This window comes from Micromonospora sp. CMU55-4, from assembly GCF_011602315.1.
Classification (GTDB): domain Bacteria; phylum Actinomycetota; class Actinomycetes; order Mycobacteriales; family Micromonosporaceae; genus Micromonospora; species Micromonospora chalcea.
Map to the genome: position 1 here is coordinate 229,313 of NZ_JAAOLH010000010.1, position 17,747 is coordinate 247,059.

General features: G+C 74.7%; 15 protein-coding genes and 1 pseudogene. 5 read left to right on the plus strand and 11 right to left on the minus strand.

Going from position 1 to position 17,747, the window contains the following annotated elements; translation table 11 throughout:
- Window positions 1-18: 18 nt before the first annotated feature.
- The gene (locus HA073_RS19315; RefSeq protein WP_166456995.1) at window positions 19-1,335 is read right to left on the minus strand and encodes a DUF2252 domain-containing protein; all 1,317 of its coding nucleotides are present in this window, start codon (window positions 1,333-1,335) and stop codon (window positions 19-21) included.
- Window positions 1,336-1,371: 36 nt separating this feature from the next.
- A complete protein-coding gene (locus tag HA073_RS19320; RefSeq protein ID WP_043328197.1) occupies window positions 1,372-1,932 on the minus strand; it encodes an NADH-quinone oxidoreductase subunit B in 561 nt (186 codons plus the stop codon).
- Between the two features lie 169 nt (window positions 1,933-2,101).
- On the opposite strand from HA073_RS19320, the gene HA073_RS19325 reads away from it, so the two are divergent.
- Window positions 2,102-3,031, plus strand: coding sequence for a hypothetical protein (locus tag HA073_RS19325; RefSeq protein ID WP_166456996.1), 930 nt, complete (start codon window positions 2,102-2,104; stop codon window positions 3,029-3,031).
- 49 nt (window positions 3,032-3,080) lie between these two features.
- On the opposite strand, the gene HA073_RS19330 is transcribed toward HA073_RS19325, so the two are convergent.
- Both HA073_RS19330 and HA073_RS19335 read right to left on the minus strand, forming a co-directional pair.
- A complete protein-coding gene (locus HA073_RS19330; protein ID WP_166456997.1) occupies window positions 3,081-4,559 on the minus strand; it encodes an aminotransferase class V-fold PLP-dependent enzyme in 1,479 nt (492 codons plus the stop codon).
- Between the two features lie 28 nt (window positions 4,560-4,587).
- Entirely contained in the window at window positions 4,588-5,955 is a 1,368-nt protein-coding gene (locus HA073_RS19335) for an MFS transporter (protein WP_113973468.1), read from the minus strand.
- A gap of 123 nt (window positions 5,956-6,078) precedes the next feature.
- Here HA073_RS19335 and HA073_RS19340 point away from each other — a divergent pair, with 123 nt between their 5' ends.
- Window positions 6,079-6,435 (plus strand): hypothetical protein, encoded by a 357-nt coding sequence (locus HA073_RS19340; protein WP_043328193.1) that lies wholly within the window; start codon window positions 6,079-6,081, stop codon window positions 6,433-6,435.
- The gene (locus tag HA073_RS19345) at window positions 6,435-7,091 is read left to right on the plus strand and encodes a nucleotidyl transferase AbiEii/AbiGii toxin family protein (protein WP_043328191.1); all 657 of its coding nucleotides are present in this window, start codon (window positions 6,435-6,437) and stop codon (window positions 7,089-7,091) included. Before HA073_RS19340 ends, HA073_RS19345 begins: the two co-directional genes overlap by 1 nt.
- A 58-nt stretch (window positions 7,092-7,149) precedes the next feature.
- Here HA073_RS19345 and HA073_RS19350 read toward each other — a convergent pair whose 3' ends face one another.
- Window positions 7,150-7,461: an MGMT family protein gene (locus HA073_RS19350; RefSeq protein WP_043328189.1), complete on the minus strand. Its 312-nt coding sequence runs from the start codon at window positions 7,459-7,461 to the stop codon at window positions 7,150-7,152.
- Window positions 7,462-7,474: 13 nt separating this feature from the next.
- Here HA073_RS19350 and proB point away from each other — a divergent pair, with 13 nt between their 5' ends.
- Both proB and HA073_RS19360 read left to right on the plus strand, forming a co-directional pair.
- Window positions 7,475-8,632, plus strand: a complete 1,158-nt coding sequence (gene proB / locus HA073_RS19355) for a glutamate 5-kinase (RefSeq protein ID WP_051611346.1) — start codon at window positions 7,475-7,477, stop codon at window positions 8,630-8,632.
- Between the two features lie 74 nt (window positions 8,633-8,706).
- On the plus strand, window positions 8,707-9,948 hold the full coding sequence (locus tag HA073_RS19360; protein ID WP_064446638.1) for a glutamate-5-semialdehyde dehydrogenase: 1,242 nt from the start codon (window positions 8,707-8,709) through the stop codon (window positions 9,946-9,948).
- Between the two features lie 900 nt (window positions 9,949-10,848).
- On the opposite strand, the pseudogene HA073_RS31180 reads toward HA073_RS19360, so the two are convergent.
- The 6 genes and pseudogenes from HA073_RS31180 to HA073_RS19390 all read right to left on the minus strand — a co-directional run.
- Window positions 10,849-11,718, minus strand: a pseudogene (locus tag HA073_RS31180) (hypothetical protein); the annotation flags it as partial.
- Window positions 11,719-11,848: 130 nt separating this feature from the next.
- Window positions 11,849-13,096 carry an adenylyltransferase/sulfurtransferase MoeZ gene (moeZ, locus tag HA073_RS19370; protein WP_174537773.1) on the minus strand — a complete coding sequence of 416 codons (1,248 nt, stop codon included), beginning with the start codon at window positions 13,094-13,096 and terminating at the stop codon, window positions 11,849-11,851.
- Between the two features lie 41 nt (window positions 13,097-13,137).
- Entirely contained in the window at window positions 13,138-13,983 is an 846-nt protein-coding gene (locus tag HA073_RS19375) for a DUF3152 domain-containing protein (protein ID WP_104115501.1), read from the minus strand.
- A gap of 78 nt (window positions 13,984-14,061) precedes the next feature.
- Window positions 14,062-14,919, minus strand: coding sequence for a DUF3152 domain-containing protein (locus HA073_RS19380; RefSeq protein ID WP_113973470.1), 858 nt, complete (start codon window positions 14,917-14,919; stop codon window positions 14,062-14,064).
- Window positions 14,920-14,924: 5 nt separating this feature from the next.
- A complete protein-coding gene (locus tag HA073_RS19385; RefSeq protein WP_043328177.1) occupies window positions 14,925-15,920 on the minus strand; it encodes an alpha/beta fold hydrolase in 996 nt (331 codons plus the stop codon).
- 39 nt (window positions 15,921-15,959) lie between these two features.
- Window positions 15,960-17,432 (minus strand): hypothetical protein, encoded by a 1,473-nt coding sequence (locus tag HA073_RS19390; protein ID WP_375336239.1) that lies wholly within the window; start codon window positions 17,430-17,432, stop codon window positions 15,960-15,962.
- Window positions 17,433-17,747: the final 315 nt, after the last annotated feature.

A 17,747-nucleotide genomic window follows, 5' to 3' on the forward strand; every position in this document is an offset into this window, starting at 1 on the left:
GGTCGGCGCCCCGCGCCCTCAGATGCCGGGCAGCCGGCCGTTGCGGAACAGGTCCACGAAGAGCTGGTGGTCCTCGCGGGCCCGGATCCCGTACCGGTGCGCGAAGTCGACCAGGTAGTCGACGAACCCGTCCGGGTCGGAGTCGACGGCAGCGACGATCGCCTCCTCGGTGGAGTAGTCGACCAGGTCGTGGCTGGACTCGTCGTCGGCCACCGAGTGCATCCGGGCCACCGCGCGGCCCAGGTCGGCGAGCACCCCGGCCAGTTCCTCCGGCTCGTTCACGTCGGCCCAGTCGAGGTCCGCCGCGTACGGGGAGACCTCCGCGACGAGCTGGCCGACGCCGTCCAGCTCGGTGAAGCCCAGCCACGGGTCGGCGTGCGCCTGCAACGCGCGCTGCGACTCGGCGGTGCGGTGCCCCTGGTGCCGGAAGTACGACCGGACGCGCTCGTCGTCGACGTACCGCGCCACGGCCGGCACCTGCGCCTGCTTCATGTAGATGACGACGTCGTTCTCCAGCGCCTGGGTGTGCCCCTCCAGCAGCAGGTTGTACGACGGCAGCCCGGCCGACCCGATGCCGACGCCCTTGCGCAGCACCACGTCCTTGATGCCGGTGGCCACCGGGCGCAGCCGGGTGGCCGAGTCCGGCAGCGTGTGCAGGTAGTCGGCGAACGCGGCGCAGACCTTCTCCCGGGTCGCGTCGTCGATCTCGTGCACGCCGTCGCCGAGGGAGAACCGGCGCTCGTAGTTGTCGACGGTGGTCTGCGCGGCGAGCAGGTCCACCCGGGTGTTCAGCCGCGCCTGCTGGAGCACCCGGCGCAGCACGCCGTCGGCGTTGTCCAGCGTGATCGAGCCGATCGCGTCGTCCCCGCCGGCCGCGATGGCCCGCAGCTCGGCCAGGTACGACCGGGCGAAGCCGGTGACCAGTTCGCCGATCACCCGGTCGGAGAGGGCCTTGGCGTATCCGATCAGCGCCACGCTCGCCGCGAGGCGCTTCAGGTCCCAGGTGAACGGCCCGACGTACGCCTCGTCGAAGTCGTTGACGTTGAACACGAGCTGCCCGGAGGCGTTCATGTAGGTGCCGAAGTTCTCGGCGTGCAGGTCGCCGTGGATCCACACCCGGCTGGTCCGTCCGTCGAGGAACCGGTCGCTGCCGAAGTCGCCGCGCTGGTCGGCGTAGAACAGCGCCGCGCTGCCCCGGTAGAACGCGAACGGTGACGCGGCCATCTTGCGGAACTTACGGCGGAACGCCGCCGGGTCGATCGCCATGGACGCGCCGAACTCCTCGGTCAGCACGTCGATGATGAATGCGGAGCGCTTCTCCGCGAAGTCGGTCATGAGCCGCAGGCTAGACCGGCGGCGCCACCCGACGGCTCAGCCGAGCGGCGGACGGACCGGCGGCGCGGTCAGCGCCTCGACCGGCCGCGCCACAGCGTCCGCCGGAGAGGCGAGCGCGTCGGGGCGGGCCACGCCGCCGACGCCGGACTGCTCGGCGGCGATCTTCTCCTGGAGGCGCAGGATGCCGTGCAGCAGCGCCTCCGGGCGCGGCGGGCAGCCGGGCACGTACACGTCGACCGGGATGAGCTGGTCGACGCCCTTGGTGACCGAGTAGGAGTCCCAGTACGGGCCGCCGCAGTTGGAGCACGCGCCGAACGAGATCACGTACTTCGGTTCGGGCATCTGGTCGTAGAGCCGCTTGACCGCCGGGGCCATCTTGTCGGTGACGGTGCCGCTGACCACCATCAGGTCGGCCTGCCGGGGGCCGTGGGCGAACGGGATCACGCCGAGCCGCATGAAGTCGTGCCGGCCCATGCTGGTCGCGATGAACTCGATGGCGCAGCAGGCCAGGCCGAAGTTGAACACCCAGAGCGAGTAGCGGCGGCCCCAGTTCAGCACGAACCGGATCGGCTCGCCGAGCACGCCCGGCAGCTGCATCTCCGACCTCCCGCTGTCCGTGAACCCCGAGCAGACAGTCAACCACAGCGGTCCGGTGTCGTACCCACGACAGGGAACCCGGGCAACTGTCCCCGGGGCCGGCGGGTGTCTTCACTGTCGGGCGGACGGAACCACCGCCGCCCACCACGGGGATCACGGAGGACCTGTCATGACCACACGTACGGCACGAGTCGCCACCGCGCTGCTGGCCGGGGCGGCAGCGCTGTTCGCGCTGGCCACGCCCGCCGCCGCCACGAGCGGCACCGCGGCGGCACGGCTGACCGTCGACACCGGGCCGCTGGTGCTGACGCCCACCGACCGGGGGTATGTCGGCACGCTGACCGCGACGATCAGCAACCGGGGCCGGGCCGACGGCGTCGCCGACCTGCGCATCACCGAGCCGGCCGGCGCCTCGTTCATCGGCCTCGACGACGGCACGCCGTGGTTCACCGAGGACCTGGTGGACAACCGCCGGGTCATCGGCAGCTTCGGCGGCCGGGTCGCGGCGGGCGACAGCCGGGCCCTGCGGCTCAACTTCCAGGTCTGGACGACAGCGCGCGCCTACCCGATGGTCGCGCCGGGCGGCTCGATCGCGGTGGTGCCGGGCGGCGGCACCCGGGTCGCGGACCGCGACTCCTTCCCGACCGTGTTCCGGTCCACCTCGGGCAGCGTCCGCGCGCCGCGCGTCTACCGGCAGGCCACCGAGACGGACCTGACCGTAAACGGTGGTGACGTGACGCTGACCCGCCAGGCCGACGGAAGCCTGCTGGGCCGGATGCCGGTGACCGTGCGCTACGGCAACGACGCGCCGTCGTTCCGGCTCGCCGCGCGGGCGGCCCTGCCCGCCGGGGTCGAGGTCTGGAACACCGATCCGCAGGACCTGCCCAGCTTCCCGGACTCGTTCGACGTCCCGGGCGGCCGGTTCATGCCCGGCGAGGAGCGCAGGTTCGACGTCGTCCTGCGGGCACCGGCCGGAACGCCGGCCGGCGTGCTGGGCAACGGCACGTTCACCGTCGAGGCCCGCTACGTGAACGAGCCGGTCGCAGACGTCGACCCGGCGGACGACACCACCACGTTCAGCGTCGGCGCGGCCGGCTGAGACACCGCACGACGCGGCCCGCCCGGAATCCGGGCGGGCCCCGTCCGCGTCACCAGGCCGGGCGTTGGAGCAACCCGACGAACTCGGCGAGCAGCCGCTCCCGCAGCCGGGCCGGCGCAGCGTCGAGCAGCGTGTTGACCACCGCCATCCGCTCCGGCGCACCGGCGTCGGCCGCCAGGCCAAGCCCGCCCGCCAGCCCGGCCACCAGATCGGGGGTGAGCGCCTCCGGCGTGAGGCTGCCGGCCAGCGCCAGCAGCTCCGGCGGCAGCACCACCGGCCCGGCGGCGCGGGCCGCCGCGACCGCCTCGGCCAGCGCCGGGCCGAACTCGGCCACCCGGGGCGCCACCGCCGCGGTCACCGTCAGGTGCACGCTGGCCGGCAGATCGGCGTACGTGAGCTGGGGCTGGGTGTGCCAGCCGCGCGCGGTCAGCTCGTCGACCAGCACGAACAGGTCGAGCCCCGGATCGTCGCTGGTGAAGCAGACGACAGTGGTCTCCGGTTCGGCCATCAGCCGCAGCCCGTCGGTGGCCCGGATCGCGTCGGCGAGCCCGGCGACCGCGTCCCGGGTGGCGGCGGCAAGCCGCAGGTACCCGTCCTCGCCGAGGTGCCGCAGCGTGGCGTACGCGGCGGCGATCGGCCCGCCGGAGCGGGTGGAGGCGATCACCGGGTTGACCATCGTGTACCCGGGCCAGTCCGCGTACGCGAAGAACTGCGGGGCGCGCAGCGCCGGATCGCGGTGCAGCAGCACCGAGACGCCCTTCGGCGCGTACGCGTACTTGTGCAGGTCCACCGAGATCGAGGTGACCCCCGGCACGGCGAAGTCGAACGGCGGCACCGGCGCGCCGAGCCGCCGCAGCCAGGGCAGCGCCCAGCCGCCGAAGCAGGCGTCCACGTGGCAGCGCACCCCGGCGGCCTGCGCGACGGCGGCGATCTCGGTCACCGGGTCGACCACCCCGTGCGCGTACGACGGCGCGGACGCGACCACCAGCACGGTCTCCGGGCGGATCGCGGCGGCCACCGCTGCCGCGTCCGGGCGCAGCGTCACCGGGTCGACCGGCACCGTGTCGAGCGCGACCCGCAGGTAGTGCGCCGCCTTGGCGAACGCCGCGTGCGCGCTGGCCGGCGCCACGATCCGCGGCTCGGTCAGGTCGGGGCGGGCGTCCCGGGCCGCCTTGACGGCGAGCAGCAGCGACTCGGTGCCGCCACTGGTGACGCTGCCGACGACATCCGGCGCGCCGGTGCCGGGGCCGCCGCCGAGCAGCCGGGCGGCGGCGCCGACGAGCGCGTTCTCCATCGCCAGCAGCGACGGGAACGCGGTCGGGTCGAGGCCGTTGACGTGGGCGCTCTGCGCGTACGCGGCCTGCGCCAGCTCGTCCAGACCGGCCACGCCGGGGTCGTAGACGTACGCGAACAACCGCCCGCCGTGCGTGGGCCGGTCGGCGTCCCGCAGCGCGCGGATCTCGCCGAGTACGTCCGCCGCGGGCATCCCCTGGGCGGGCAGCGCACCGGCGCCTGCCGTGTCGGTCATCGGGTGGTTCCTCTCGTGGACGGGGTGCTCACGCCCGCGCGGCCGGCGCGGCGTCATCGGCCTCGGGTGCGGCGGCGGTCAGCTGGGCCGGGGTCAGGGTGTAGCCGCGCAGCAGCACCAGCGGGATCGCCACCAGCAGCGCGGGCAGCACGGTGAAGCCGAGCAGCACACCGAGACGTGCCGTGTCGGACTGGACGGCGGCGGTACCGGTGGACGAGGAGACATAGCCGGAGAGCTGGAGCACCAGCCCGTAGATGCCCGGTCCCAGCGCCAGCCCGAACGTCTCCCCGGCGGTCCAGAGCCCGGTGAACACCCCGGCCTGCCGGCGTCCGGTGCGCGCCGTGTCGTACGCGATGCAGTCCGGCAGCATGGCCAGCGCGAACACCTGCTGGCCCGCGTACCCGACGCCGATCACCGCGACCACCGCGTAGGCCGCGGCGGCGGGCAGTGCGGGCGCGGCGACCAGGGCCAGCGCGCCCACCGCGAAGATCAGCGACGCGGCGACCAGCGACGCCCGCTTGCCCAGCCGGGCGCCGGCCCGCGACCACAGCGGCATGACCAGCAGCGCGGGTGCGACGAAGCAGGCGAACAGCAGCGTCGGGCCGCTGTCCGGCTCGCGCAGCACCTGGCCGGCGAAGTACTTCACCCCGGCCAGCACGGTGGCCACCCCGGCGGACTGGATCACGAAGCAGATCAGCAGCACCCGGAACGGCCGGTTGCCGGTGGCGACAGCGAGCTGGGCGCGCAGGCTCGGCTCGCTCTCCCCCACCGTGCCGGTCGGCGCGGACCGGGTGCCCAGGAACACGCCGACGGTGCCGGCGACGATCAGCGCGGCGACGAACAGGCCCATCCACCGGTGACCGGGCACGCCGTCGCCGCCCGCGCTCACCACGGCCGGGGCCACCGCGCCGGAGACCAGGATGGCCAGCGCCAGCACCGCGATCCGCCAGGTCATCAGCCGGGTACGCTCCGCCGGGTCGGCGGTCAGCTCGGCCGGCATGGCCACGTACGGCACCTGGAAGAACGCGAACGCGGTGGCTGTCGCCAGGAACGCCAACGCCACGTACGCGGCGGCGGCCGGACCGTTCGCGAACGGCGCCGCGAAGATCGAGGCGAACAGCACGGCGAGCGCCAGTCCGCCGACGAGCAGGTACGGCCGGCGTGCGCCCCAGCGGGAGCGGGTCCGGTCGGAGATCCGCCCGGCGACCGGGTTGACCAGCACGTCCCACGCCTTCGGCAGCAGCACCAGCAGCGCGGCCAGCCCGGCGGCGACGCCGAGCGTGTCGGTGAGGTACGGCAGCAGGAGCAGCCCGGGCACGGTGCCGAACGCGCCGGTGACCAGGGAACCGAGCGCGTATCCGAGGTGCACCCGGCGGGGCAGGCCCGAAGCTGTCATGGAGCCGAATGCTACTCACGTTATGGCTCGCGTCACATCCCCTCCCGGACGCTGCTTGTTAGATGCCGCCAGGCGCTCGCGAGTCGCAACAAGCCGCAGGTCGGCACCGTTACCCTGTAGGGCATGGACCCGGCCCGATCCGTTCGCAGCTCGCGGGCACCGTACGAGGCCCGCCCCGGCCGCCGTGCGGTCGTGGTCCCCGCCCTGAGCGAATTGCAGGGCCCGGTCACCGGCATCGTCGAGTTGCCCCACCGGCTGTTCTGGCAACCCGACCGGCACGTCGACCTCGACGTTCCGGGGCTGCTCGCCTGGATGTACGAGACGGTGCTCACCGAAGCCGTTCATCCCGACGAGCTGCGCACCTGGCTGCACGGACCCACCCTCGTCCGGCTGTGGCCCGAGCTTTACGTGCCCCGCGGTGTCCGCCGCGCCTGGGAAGAGAGCCACCCGGTGCTGCGCGCCCGGGACGTCGCCGCCTGATGTCACCCGCGCCGGACCCGTTCCAGCACGAGGTCGCCCGTATCGCGCTCGCCGTGGCCGGCCGACACGGCTTCGCCCTCGCCGGCGGCCAGGCCCTCATCGCCCACGGCATCGGCGCCCGTCCCACCGAGGACGTGGACCTGTTCACCGATCTCGACGGCGGGGTCACCGCAGCCGCCGAGCTGGTGCACGCCACCCTGCTCGATGCCGGGTTTCAGGTCGAGACCATCGCCGAGCCCACCGAGCTGGACGATGTCTTCTACGGCTTCGAACACGACATGACCGAGTTCGAGGTTCGCCGCGACGACCGGACCGTACGACTGCAACTCGTGCGCTTCGCGCGCAGCGCCAGCCCGATCGTGCTCGACGTCGGGCCGGTGCTGCACCTGGACGACGTGATCGGCACCAAAGTCGCCGCCATGGTGACCCGTGCTCAACCCCGCGACTACATCGACGTAGCCGCCGCGCTCCGCCGGTACAGCAGGAACGACCTGGTGGACCTCGCACGGCGTGCCGACCCGGCGCTCACCGACGAAGAGTTCCAGGACGCGCTGCAGCGCCTCGACCGCCTCCCCGACACCGTCTTCGCGCTCTACCGCCTCACCCCGGCTGAGATCCACGACCTCCGGCACGCGTTCTCCGAGTGGCCGCGATGACTCGGCCCCGTTGAGCGGAGTCGCGATCGATCGACCGGCCGCCTCCGACGCGGTCGGGTCACCCCTCGTCCGGCGACCAGGACGCCGCCGCCAGGTCCACCCGGTCGCCGCGCAGCGGGCACCCCTCGGCGAGCAGCCGTTCCCGCGCCTTGCGCTCGTGACCCGGCGGCAGCCGGCCGGCCGAGTTCACCACCCGGTGCCACGGCACGCCGCCCCCGTGCCGCGCCATGATCGAGCCGACCAGCCGCGGCGACGCCCGCCCGGAGCGGTCGGCGAGCGCGTCGGCCACCGCCCCGTACGACATCACGCGGCCCGGCGGGATCCGCTCGACAAGTGCCAGCACCGCCTCGACGTACTCGTCAGGTGTCACGAGCTGCCACGATATGGGAACGCGCCGCGGCGTCACAGACCGCAGCGCGCAGAATGGTCGGGTGCGCGAAGCAGTCACCTCGGCCCGCCGGATCGTCGTCAAGATCGGTTCGTCCTCGCTGACCACCGCGACCGGCGGCCTGGACGACGCCCGGGTCGACGCGCTCGTCGACACGCTCGGCGGGCTGGCCGCCGCCGGACGCGAGGTGGTGCTGGTCTCCTCCGGCGCGATCGCCGCCGGCCTCGCCCCGCTGCGGCTGCCCCGGCGCCCGCGCGACCTGGCCACCCAGCAGGCCGCCGCCAGCGTCGGGCAGGGCCTGCTGATCGGACGGTACGCTGCCGCGTTCGCCCGGCACGGCCGCACCGTCGGGCAGGTGCTGCTCACCGTGGACGACGTGACCCGGCGCGCGCACTACCGCAACGCGTACCGGACGCTGCGGAAACTGCTCGACCTGCGGGCCGTGCCGATCGTCAACGAGAACGACACGGTGGCCACCGAGGAGATCCGGTTCGGCGACAACGACCGCCTCGCCGCGCTCGTCGCCGCGCTCGTCGACGCCGACCTGCTGGTGCTGCTCTCCGACGTCGACGCGCTCTGGACCGGCAACCCGGCCCGCCCGGGCAGCACCCGCATCACCGAGGTGCACGGCGAGGGTGACCTCGCGGGCGTGGACATCGGCGGGGCCGGCCGGGCCGGGGTGGGCACCGGGGGCATGGTGACGAAGGTGGAGGCGGCCCGCATCGCGACCGGCTTCGGCATCCCGGTGGTGCTGACCGCCGCGCCGCTGGCCGCGCCGGCGCTGGCCGGGGAGCCCGTCGGCACGTACTTCCACCCGAGCAGCCGCCGTCCCGCCGCGCGCCTCTTCTGGCTGGCGCACGCCACCGCGCCCCGGGGCCGCCTGCACCTCGACCCGGGCGCGGTGCAGGCGGTGGTGGGCCGCCGCAAGTCGCTGCTGCCCGCCGGCATCACCGCCGTCGACGGCGCGTTCACCGCCGGGGACCCGGTCGACCTGGTCGACACCGCCGGCGCGCCGGTGGCCCGCGGGCTGGTCAACTACGACGCGGTGGAACTGCCCGGCCTGCTCGGCCGTTCCACCTCCGAACTCGCCGCGGCGCTCGGCCCGGCGTACGAACGTGAGGTCGTCCACCGCGACGACCTCGTCCTGCTGTAAGCAAGGGCCCCTTATTAACAGACGTCTGTTAATAAGGGGCCCCTCCTTAAAACACCTCCGAAGGAGTACGCACGATGAGCGTCGTCGAGCAGGCCCGGCGAGCCCGGGACGCGGCGGAAGCACTGGCCACTGCCACCCGTACCGTCAAGGACGCCGCGCTGCACGCGATGGCCGACGCGCTCGTGGCGCGTACCCCCGAGGTGTTGGCGGCGAACGCGGCGGACCTGGCGGCCGGGCGCGAGGCCGGGCTGTCCGCGGCCGTGCTGGACCGGCTCGCGCTCGACGAGGGCCGGGTGGCGGCGATCGCCGACGCGCTGCGCCAGATGGCCGCGCTGCCCGATCCGGTCGGTGAGGTGGTACGCGGCTCGACGCTGCCGAACGGCCTGGAGCTGCGCCAGATCCGGGTGCCGTTCGGTGTCGTCGGCATCGTCTACGAGGGCCGGCCGAACGTGACAGTCGACGCGGCCGGGATCTGCCTGAAGTCCGGCAACGCGGCGCTGCTGCGCGGCTCCTCGTCGGCCGCGCACTCGAACGCGGCGCTGGTCGAGGTGCTGCGCGACGCGGTCGCCGGCGCCGGGCTGCCGGCCGACGCGGTGCAGCTGCTCGACTCCAGCACCCGTGACTCGGTCAAGGAACTGATGCGCGCCCGCGGCCTGGTCGACGTGCTGATCCCGCGCGGCGGCGCGTCGCTGATCCGCGCCGTGGTCGAGGAGTCGACGGTGCCGGTGATCGAGACCGGCGTGGGCAACTGCCACGTGTACGTCGATGCCGCCGCCGACCTCGGCAAGGCGCTTGCGGTCACGCTGAACGCCAAGACCCAGCGCCTGTCCACCTGCAACACCGCCGAGTCGCTGCTGGTGCACCGCGACGTCGCCGACGCCTTCCTGCCGGCGGTGCTCGCCGCGTTCGCCGAGGCCGGGGTGACCGTGCACGGCACGCCCGAGGTGGCCGCCCACTCCGACGCCGTGGTACCGGCCACCGAGGAGGACTTCGGCACCGAGTACCTCTCCGCCGACATCTCCGTCGCCGTGGTCGACTCGCTCGACGCGGCGGTCGCGCACATCCGCCGGTACGGCACCGGTCACACCGAGGCGATCGTCACCGACTCGCAGCGGGCGGCCCGGGAGTTCGTGGCCCGGGTGGACTCGGCCGCGGTCATGGTCAACGCGTCCACCCGGTTCACCGACGGCGGCGAGTTCGGATTCGGCGCGGAGATCGGCATCTCGACGCAGAAGCTGCACGCGCGCGGCCCGATGGGCCTGCCGGAGCTGACCAGCACCAAGTACGTGGTGACCGGCGACGGTCACCTACGCTGACCGACCTTGCCCGTTGTGGCGCGCCGGCGCCACCCCCGCACTTTGATGCCACCACCTCCCCGAACTGGTGTTGATCATCAGCTGGCCGGGCTAGGCGATCTGGAGTGGATCTCCGTCGGCCGGTGCGGCGGGGTCGACCGGCGGAACTGTGCCGGGCTGCGGCGGTGCGGCGATCACCTGGGCGGTGGGCTCCGATGGCGGCATGACCAGCGGAGGCAAACCCGGGGACACCGGGGCGGCCGGTGGCACCGCAACCGCCGGAGGCAGAGCGGGCGGCACCGGGCCGGGCAGCAGCTCCGACACCAGCTGCGCGGCAGGCCCGGCGCTCTCGTCGGGAAGCAGATCGGGCGTGACGATCCAGGCGGACCACGGCCCCGGCCCGCTCTCCGCACCGGCCGACACCTCAGCACCGGCCGACGGATCAGGCCCTGCTCCCGATCCGGGCATCGCATCCGGCCCGGTGTCCGGACGGAACCAGGTATCCGGCCCGAGACCCCGGGCCGGAAACAGCTCCGGCGCGCCGTCCGACAGCGCGGGCGCGATCCCGGCCGACGGGTCGGTGCCGAAACTGGACGACAGGTCGGAGCCGAAGCCCGCCGAAGGGTCGGAAGCGGGACCCGCCGATGCGACCGATGCCCCGGCCGGGCCGGTCAACGGGCGAGCCGGGCCGGTCAACGGGCGAGCCGGGCCGGTCAACGGGCGAGCCGGGGCGGGCTGCGGAGACACGGGCGCAGGCGACGCGGACGTGGAGGCGGGCGGCCCAGAGTCGGGCGCGGGCGGAGACGTCGAAGCGGGGAGCCGGCGCGGGCGCGGGGCCGGCACCGCGGGCGGCGGGGGCAGCTCGGCGGGGCGCGGCGCCACGAACGGCGCGCCGGACACCGGGGCCTCGGGCGTGTTCGGACGGCACGCCCGGATCGCCCGCAGCGTGGTGTGCACGTCGAACTGGTGGCCGTCGTCGCTGTCCCAGCCGCCGTCGCTGCGCTGGGTCTCGGCGAGCCGCCTGCGCGCGGACACCAGCAGCCACTGCTCCTCGCCGACGTCGACCCGGCGCAGCGTGGCGGCGAGCCAGGCCACGTCGGCCGGGGACATCCGGGGGATCCGGTCGGCCAGCACCGCCTGGATGCGCGCCGACTCGTAGTACATCTGCTGGCGGTGCAGCACCGCCGCGGCGAGCCAGCCGGCGGGCAGGAAGGACGGCCAGCTTCCGTCCGGGGCGAGCTGGGCGGCGAGCGCCTGGGCCGCCGCCTGCACCACACCGGCGTACGCGCCGCCGACCCGGTGGTCCAGCGGCCCGGCGGCCCGGGCGTCCAGCCCGGCCACCGTGAGCCAGAATCCGGCGTTGGCGGTCTGGTAGAGCCGGGCCTCCGGATCGCCGGGGGTGGCCCATTCGGGGGCGAGCCCGGCCAGCGACGGGTCTTCGTCCCAGCCGCCGTCTGGCAGTTGCCGGGAGGCCAGCCAGTCCAGCGCGTGCCGGGCCGCCGGCCGGCCGAGCGCGCCGAGATCGTCCAGCTCGGCGAGGCGGAAGCAGGTCGCGTCGATCGAGGCGACGTCGCCGTCGAGTACGGCGGGCCAGCCGCCGCCCGGCGCCGGGCCGGACTCGGCGGCGTCGAGCAGGTCGGGCGGCACCGGAGCGCCGGTACGCAGCCGGGAGAGACGGGCGCGGTCCACCGCGTCTCCGTGAGCGACGACGAATCCGATCGCCGCGTCCAAGTCCACCACGGCCCTGACGGTACTGGCGCGGCCGGGGTTACGCCTCGGTAGCTCGGTCAGGGCCGGTACCGCCCACCGGTCGCCGAAGGCATCCACCTGTGGGTCGGGCGACCAGGCGTTTGCCCACGCCACGGGGCACGGAAAGCACGATGGGCCCGCCCGGGGAACCGGGCGGGCCCATCGACGCGACTCAGTACGACGGCAGGGACGGGTCGATCTGCTTGACCCAGGAGAGGACACCGCCCTGGACGTGCACGGCGTCGTTGAAGCCGGCCGCCTTCAGCGCGGCGAGCGCCTCGGCCGAGCGGACGCCGGACTTGCAGTGCAGCACGATCTGCCGGTCCTGCGGGAACTTCGCCAGCGCCTCGCCGGAGAGGATCTCGCCCTTGGGGATGAGCGTCGAGCCGGGGATGCGGACGATCTCGTACTCGGCGGGCTCACGCACGTCGACCAGGAAGATGTCCTTGCCGGAGTCCTGCCAGTCCTTCAGCTCCAGCGCGGTGATGGTCGAGTCGACCACCGCCTCCTGCGCCTCGTCGGAGACGGCGCCGCAGAAGTCCTCGTAGTCCTCCATGAGGTCGGTGAGGGTCGCGTTCTCGCCGCAGAGCACGCAGTTCGGGTCCTTGCGGACCTTGATCTTGCGGTAGCTCATCTCCAGGGCGTCGTAGACCATCAGCCGGCCGACGAGCGGCTCACCGATGCCGGCGAGCAGCTTGATCGCCTCGTTGACCTGGATCGACCCGATGGACGCGCAGAGCACGCCGAGCACGCCGCCCTCGGCGCAGGAGGGGACCATGCCGGGCGGCGGGGGCTCCGGGTAGAGGCAGCGGTAGCAGGGGCCGTGCTCGGCCCAGAACACCGACGCCTGGCCGTCGAAGCGGTAGATCGAACCCCAGACGTACGGCTTACCGAGCAGCACCGCGGCGTCGTTGACCATGTACCGGGTGGCGAAGTTGTCGGTGCCGTCCACGATCAGGTCGTACCGGGAGAAGATGTCCCGGACGTTCTCCCGGTCCAGCGCGGTGTTGTGGATCTCCACGTTGACCAGCGGGTTGATCTCGCGGATCGACGCGGCGGCGGACTCGGCCTTGGAGCGGCCCACGTCGGAGACGCCGTGGATGACCTGGCGCTGCAGGTTCGACTCGTCGACGGTGTCGAAGTCGATGATGCCGAGCGTGCCGACACCGGCCGCGGCCAGGTAGAGCAGGGCCGGCGAGCCGAGGCCGCCGGCGCCGACACAGAGCACCCGGGCGTTCTTCAGCCGCTTCTGCCCCTCGACCCCGACGTCCGGGATGATCAGGTGGCGCGAGTATCGGCGGATCTCGTCTACGGTCAGCTCGGCGGCGGGTTCGACGAGCGGGGGCAACGACACGGTGGACTCCCCGGGATCGGCGGTGTGACCGCGCCATTGTCGCTCGCCCGGGCGGGGATCGGCCATGATGAGGGACACTCGGCCCGAACTGCGGGACCGGGAATAACTCAGACCCCGTCGGTGGGCTCGCCGGAGTATCGAGCCCCGTCGACGTACGGCCAGGCGTTCGGCAGGCAGCCGTCCAGCCCGTACGTCTGCTGCTGCATCACCGGGGCGGGCGCGCCGGGCGCCGGGCACGCCTGGTGCAGCTCGCCGAACTCGTGCCCGACCTCGTGGTTGATCACGTAGGTCCGGTAGACGTCCAGCGGGGCGCCGTAGTCGGGCACCGCCGTCATCCAGCGGGCCAGGTTGAGCACGACCCGGCCGGGCAGCCGGCAGGAGGTGTACCGGTCGGTGCGCAGTCCGCCCTCGGCGCACATCCGCTCGGAGGTGACGGGGGTGGCGAGGTAGACGGTGAAGTCGGCGGCGGCCGCCTCGGGCACCCGCTGCACCCGCAGTTCCCCCGACGCGATCCAGCTGCGCGGGTCGCCGAGCACCGCGTCCACGGTGGCGGCGAAACCGTCGGCGTCCTGCCCCGTACCGTGCTCGACCTCGACCCGGTAGCGGCGCAGCGGCCCGGCGTGTCCGCGTACCGGGGATCGGCCCTGGGCCACGGCGAACGTGCCGGGGCCGGCGGTGGGGTAGCCGGTCGGCGGCGCGGCCGGGACGTCGGCCTCGGCGGCCCCGCGGGCGAGCGACGGCTCGGCCGCGAGCGACGTCCCGCCGGGCCCGGGGGCGTTCAGCCGGGTGACGCCGACCGCTCCGCTGCCGGCGGCCAGCAGCATCGCCAGCAGCAGCACCGAGCGGCGGCGACGACGGCGCATGCGGCGCACCGTGGGACGCTCGGCCGGGTGACGGGGCGGCGGTCGGCGGCGCGGCTCGGCGTGCATGTCGTAAGGGGACGACGAGGTCATGACATCAGCGTGCCATGCAATTCGGGCATTTAGCTGCTTTTGCCGCCTATGCCGCGAATGTTCTTCACGAACCGGCGGTCACAGGCTCGGCCCGGCGTACCGCTTCCCGCCCACGTAGGGCCACGGGTTCGGGCGGCAGCCGTTGAGGAAGAGCGTCTGCTGCTGCATCACCGGCGCGGCCCGCCCCGCCCGCGGACACCCCTCGTGCCGGTGCCCGAGCTGGTGGCCCACCTCATGATTGATCACGTAGAGCCGGTAGTCGTCGAGCGTCATCCCGGCGGCGACCAGGTGCGGCGCGGAGGTCCGCCACCGGTCCAGGTTGATCACCACCTTGCCCGGAACCCGGCAGGACGTGTACGGCACCCCGCCCACGCGGATGTCGATCCCGCCCGCGCCACACAACCGCCGCGCCGTCTCCCGGGTGGCCAGGTAGATCGTGAAGTCGTACCCGCTGCCCGGCCCGACCCGCTGCAACCGCAGCCGGCCCCCGTCCACCCAGCTCCCCGGGCCGGCCAGCGCCCGCTGCACCGCCTCGCCGAAATCGCGGACCTGCTCGCCCGAGCCGTTCTCGACCGCCACCCGGAACCGCTGCAGCGGCCCGGAGCGGCCCAGCAGGCCGCCGGGCCGGTCGTCGTAGCCGAAGCTGCCCCGCCCCTTCGCCGGCCCCGGGTCGGACAGCGTCAGCACCGGCGGCGGCGAGGAACTGGGCGTCACCACCGGCGACGGGGACACGCTCGGCGGCGTCCGCGTCGGCGCCGGCGGCTGGGCCACGAACCCGTCGGTGACCCGCGTCCCCGCCCCCGCCGACGGAAGTTGCAGCGCCGCGCCGACGCCGACCGCGGCGACGGCGAGGAAGGCGCACACCACGAGGGCGGAGCGCCAGGGACGAGCGGAGGCCCGGGACCGGGCGGTGCGGGGAGGGCGTGAGCTGGGCATCCGGCTCAGCCTGCCATGTCGCGCCCCGTTCCGCTCTCCCCCGCACCGGCGTCCGGCGACGACGGCTCGCCGAGCAGCCCCAGCACCGCCCGCGCCACCGTCCGCGGGACCTCCAACTGCGCCACGTGCCCGACGCCGTCGAGCATCAGCAGCCGGCTGTCCGGGATCACGCGGGCCGCCTGCGGCGCCACCCGGACGTCGACCAGGCGGTCCTGCCTTCCGCCCACCACCAGCGTGGGCGCCCGCACCGCCGCCGCCTGCCGCCACAGCGCGCCCTCCCCCGGCAGGTACGAACGCAGGAAACTGCCGACCAGTCCCCGGAAGGTACGCACGTACGCGGCGGCGTGGTGCGCGGCCTCGTACCGGACCCGGATCTCGTCGATCGCCTCCTGCCGGCGCTGCTCGCTGATCCGGGTCAGATCCGCGACGCACGCCTCCATCACCTGCTGCGCCGCCACCTCGGGCGTGAACTGGGCCAGCCGCCAGGCGGCCAGCCGCTCACCACGGGGGATCGCCAGCAGCGGAAGCATCCGCCCCTGCAACGAACGCCGGAAGTCCAGGAACGGCAGGGCCGGCGAGATCAGGGTGAGCGTGCGGACCAGGTCCGGCCGCAGCGCCGCCACCCGGACCGAGATCGCGCCGCCGAGCGAGTTGCCGAACAGGTGCACCGGCCCCCGGTCGGTGTGCTCGATCCAGCGGATCACCCGGTCGGCGAAGGCCGGGATGGTGTAGCGCGGTCCGGGCTCGCTGCGCCCGAAGCCGGGCAGGTCGATCGCCTGGCCGTCGAGCCGGCCGGCGAGCAGGCCGGCCAGGTCGGTCCAGTTCTGCGCGGACCCGCCGAGGCCGTGCACGTACAGCGCCGGTTCCGCGCCGGGCCCGGTCGCCGGGGTCTCCCGGACGTGCACGAGCGTGCCGTCGAGCCGGACGTGCCGGCCGGGCCAGGGCGGCGGGACCTCGTGCGCGGGGAGGCTGTGCTCCGGCCAGAGTGCGGCGCGTTTCATGTCTCCAGTCTTCCCCGCGCGCGCCGTACCGCACACCGTTCAGGCGAGCAGCGCCTCCAGCCGCCGGTTCACCGCCGCCAGCGTGGCCCGCACGACCGCCTGCCGGGGATCCCCGGCGACCAGGGCCGACCCGGCCAGTTGCTCCACCCAGCCGTCGCAGACCAGCAGCACGACAACGGTCGCCACCTCGCAGTTGCCGAACGGCACCACGGCGGCGTGCTCCACGAAGCACCGGCCGTGCTCACCGGCCGGGACGCCCCGGCCGAGCAACTCGTCCACCGCCGCGGCCGCCGCCACCGCGCACAGCCGCAGCACGTACCCGTCGACGGCCGGTCCGGTCGCGTGGCCCTCGGCGGTCCGGTCGCCCGCGATCAGGCGGACCTCAGTGGTGGCGTCCAGGCCGAACGTGCTCACCAGGACGTGCTCGATCACCACCCGGGGCCCGGGCGCGCCGCCGGTGTCGAGCGGTCGCGACGGCGCGGTCTCCGTCGTGGTCATCTGCCCACCGGAGTACGAGGTGCCGAGCGTCACCGGGCTGCCGGTGGACATGCCGGTCGGCGCGGCGGCCAGCGACGTCTCGTCGACAGCGGCCCGGCCCCGGTGGGTGGCCTGCCGGCGGCGGCGCGGCGGCTCGTCGCCCTCGGCCGGGGCGTCGGCCGGACGCGCCGCGCGGTCCGTGCCGCCGAACCGCCCTTCACCGGAGCGGTTCGCGGCCGGGCGCACCACACCGGTACGCGTCGGCGTCTCGTCCCCGGCCGGTCCGGGCTCGTCACCGTTGCGGGGCGCGGGCACCGCCGTCCGCGTCTCGTCCGGCAGGGCGCGGGCGTGGATCGGCCCGGGTGAACGGCCCTCGCCCACCCGTGCCTCACCGGCCCGGTCCAGCCGGGCCGATCGGCGGCGCAGTGGGGCCGGCGGCGGCACGACCGGCGCGCCGGGCAGGTTCTGCGGCGCCGCCGCCAGGCCCATCCGCTCCTGGAGCAGCCGGGCCACCAGGCGGCTGACCTCTGCCGGGTCCGCGCCGTCGGCCAGGTCGAGCCGGAGGCTGTGCGCGCCGGCCGGGGTACGGCGCAGCGCCGCGTCCCGTACGCCGGCCACCTCGCGGACCGCGTCCAGGATCGCGTTGACGTCGAAGCCCTCCGGGCGCTCACGCAGCGGCGCGGGTTCGTCGTCCCGGCGCAGGTGGGTGGCGATGCGGGCGAGTTCGGGGGTCTCGGCGGACGGTTCCACTGCGGGCGGCTCCGGCACGACTGGCACGTCCGGCTCGGCGGGGACGCGCTGCGGCAGCACCACTGGGGCCGGTTCCTCCGGTCGGGGCTCGGTGGCCGCGTCGGCGGCCGGCACGGGTTCCGGCGCGGACCGGCGGGCGGCGTAGGGGGGCGCGCTCGCCGGCTGGGGCGCGGAGGTGCGGTCGGTGTGGGCCGCGCCGCTCGTGGCGGGGACGCCGGAGATCGGCCGCGCCGGCACACCGGAGATCGGCCCGGCCGGGACGCCGGACGTCGGCCGGGCCGGCACGCCCGAGATCGGCTGTGCCGGGAGGCCGGAGGCCGGCTGCGCCGGGACTCCGGAGATCGGCCGGGCAGGGGCGGCCGGCGGCTGCCGGGGATCGTCGGCGGTCTCACCGGTGGCCCGGGTCGCGGGGTTGGCGACGGGCGCGGCGGCAGGCGGCGGCCCGGCGGGCGCGGCGGGGTAGCCGGGGAACGTCGGCGTGTACCCGCCGGCCGGGGCGGGGGGGGGGGGGGGCGGGCGGGGGCGGGGGGCCGGGGTTCCCCGGGGGGGCGGGCCCCGGGGGCCCCCCCCCCCGGGGGGCCCGCCTCCCTGCCGGCGGCC

Excerpts from the sequence above, each read along its gene's own strand:
- HA073_RS19345 (WP_043328191.1), top strand. The coding sequence starts at position 6,435 with ATGTCACCCGCGCCGGACCCGTTCCAGCACGAGGTCGCCCGTATCGCG.
- HA073_RS19335 (WP_113973468.1), bottom strand. The coding sequence starts at position 5,955 with ATGACAGCTTCGGGCCTGCCCCGCCGGGTGCACCTCGGATACGCGCTC.
- HA073_RS19360 (WP_064446638.1), top strand. The coding sequence starts at position 8,707 with ATGAGCGTCGTCGAGCAGGCCCGGCGAGCCCGGGACGCGGCGGAAGCA.
- HA073_RS19385 (WP_043328177.1), bottom strand. The coding sequence starts at position 15,920 with ATGAAACGCGCCGCACTCTGGCCGGAGCACAGCCTCCCCGCGCACGAG.
- HA073_RS19320 (WP_043328197.1), bottom strand. The coding sequence starts at position 1,932 with ATGCAGCTGCCGGGCGTGCTCGGCGAGCCGATCCGGTTCGTGCTGAAC.
- HA073_RS19375 (WP_104115501.1), bottom strand. The coding sequence starts at position 13,983 with ATGACCTCGTCGTCCCCTTACGACATGCACGCCGAGCCGCGCCGCCGA.
- HA073_RS19325 (WP_166456996.1), top strand. The coding sequence starts at position 2,102 with ATGACCACACGTACGGCACGAGTCGCCACCGCGCTGCTGGCCGGGGCG.
- HA073_RS19315 (WP_166456995.1), bottom strand. The coding sequence starts at position 1,335 with ATGACCGACTTCGCGGAGAAGCGCTCCGCATTCATCATCGACGTGCTG.
- moeZ (WP_174537773.1), bottom strand. The coding sequence starts at position 13,096 with ATGGCCGATCCCCGCCCGGGCGAGCGACAATGGCGCGGTCACACCGCC.
- proB (WP_051611346.1), top strand. The coding sequence starts at position 7,475 with ATGGGAACGCGCCGCGGCGTCACAGACCGCAGCGCGCAGAATGGTCGG.
- HA073_RS19330 (WP_166456997.1), bottom strand. The coding sequence starts at position 4,559 with ATGACCGACACGGCAGGCGCCGGTGCGCTGCCCGCCCAGGGGATGCCC.
- HA073_RS19380 (WP_113973470.1), bottom strand. The coding sequence starts at position 14,919 with ATGCCCAGCTCACGCCCTCCCCGCACCGCCCGGTCCCGGGCCTCCGCT.
- HA073_RS19340 (WP_043328193.1), top strand. The coding sequence starts at position 6,079 with ATGGACCCGGCCCGATCCGTTCGCAGCTCGCGGGCACCGTACGAGGCC.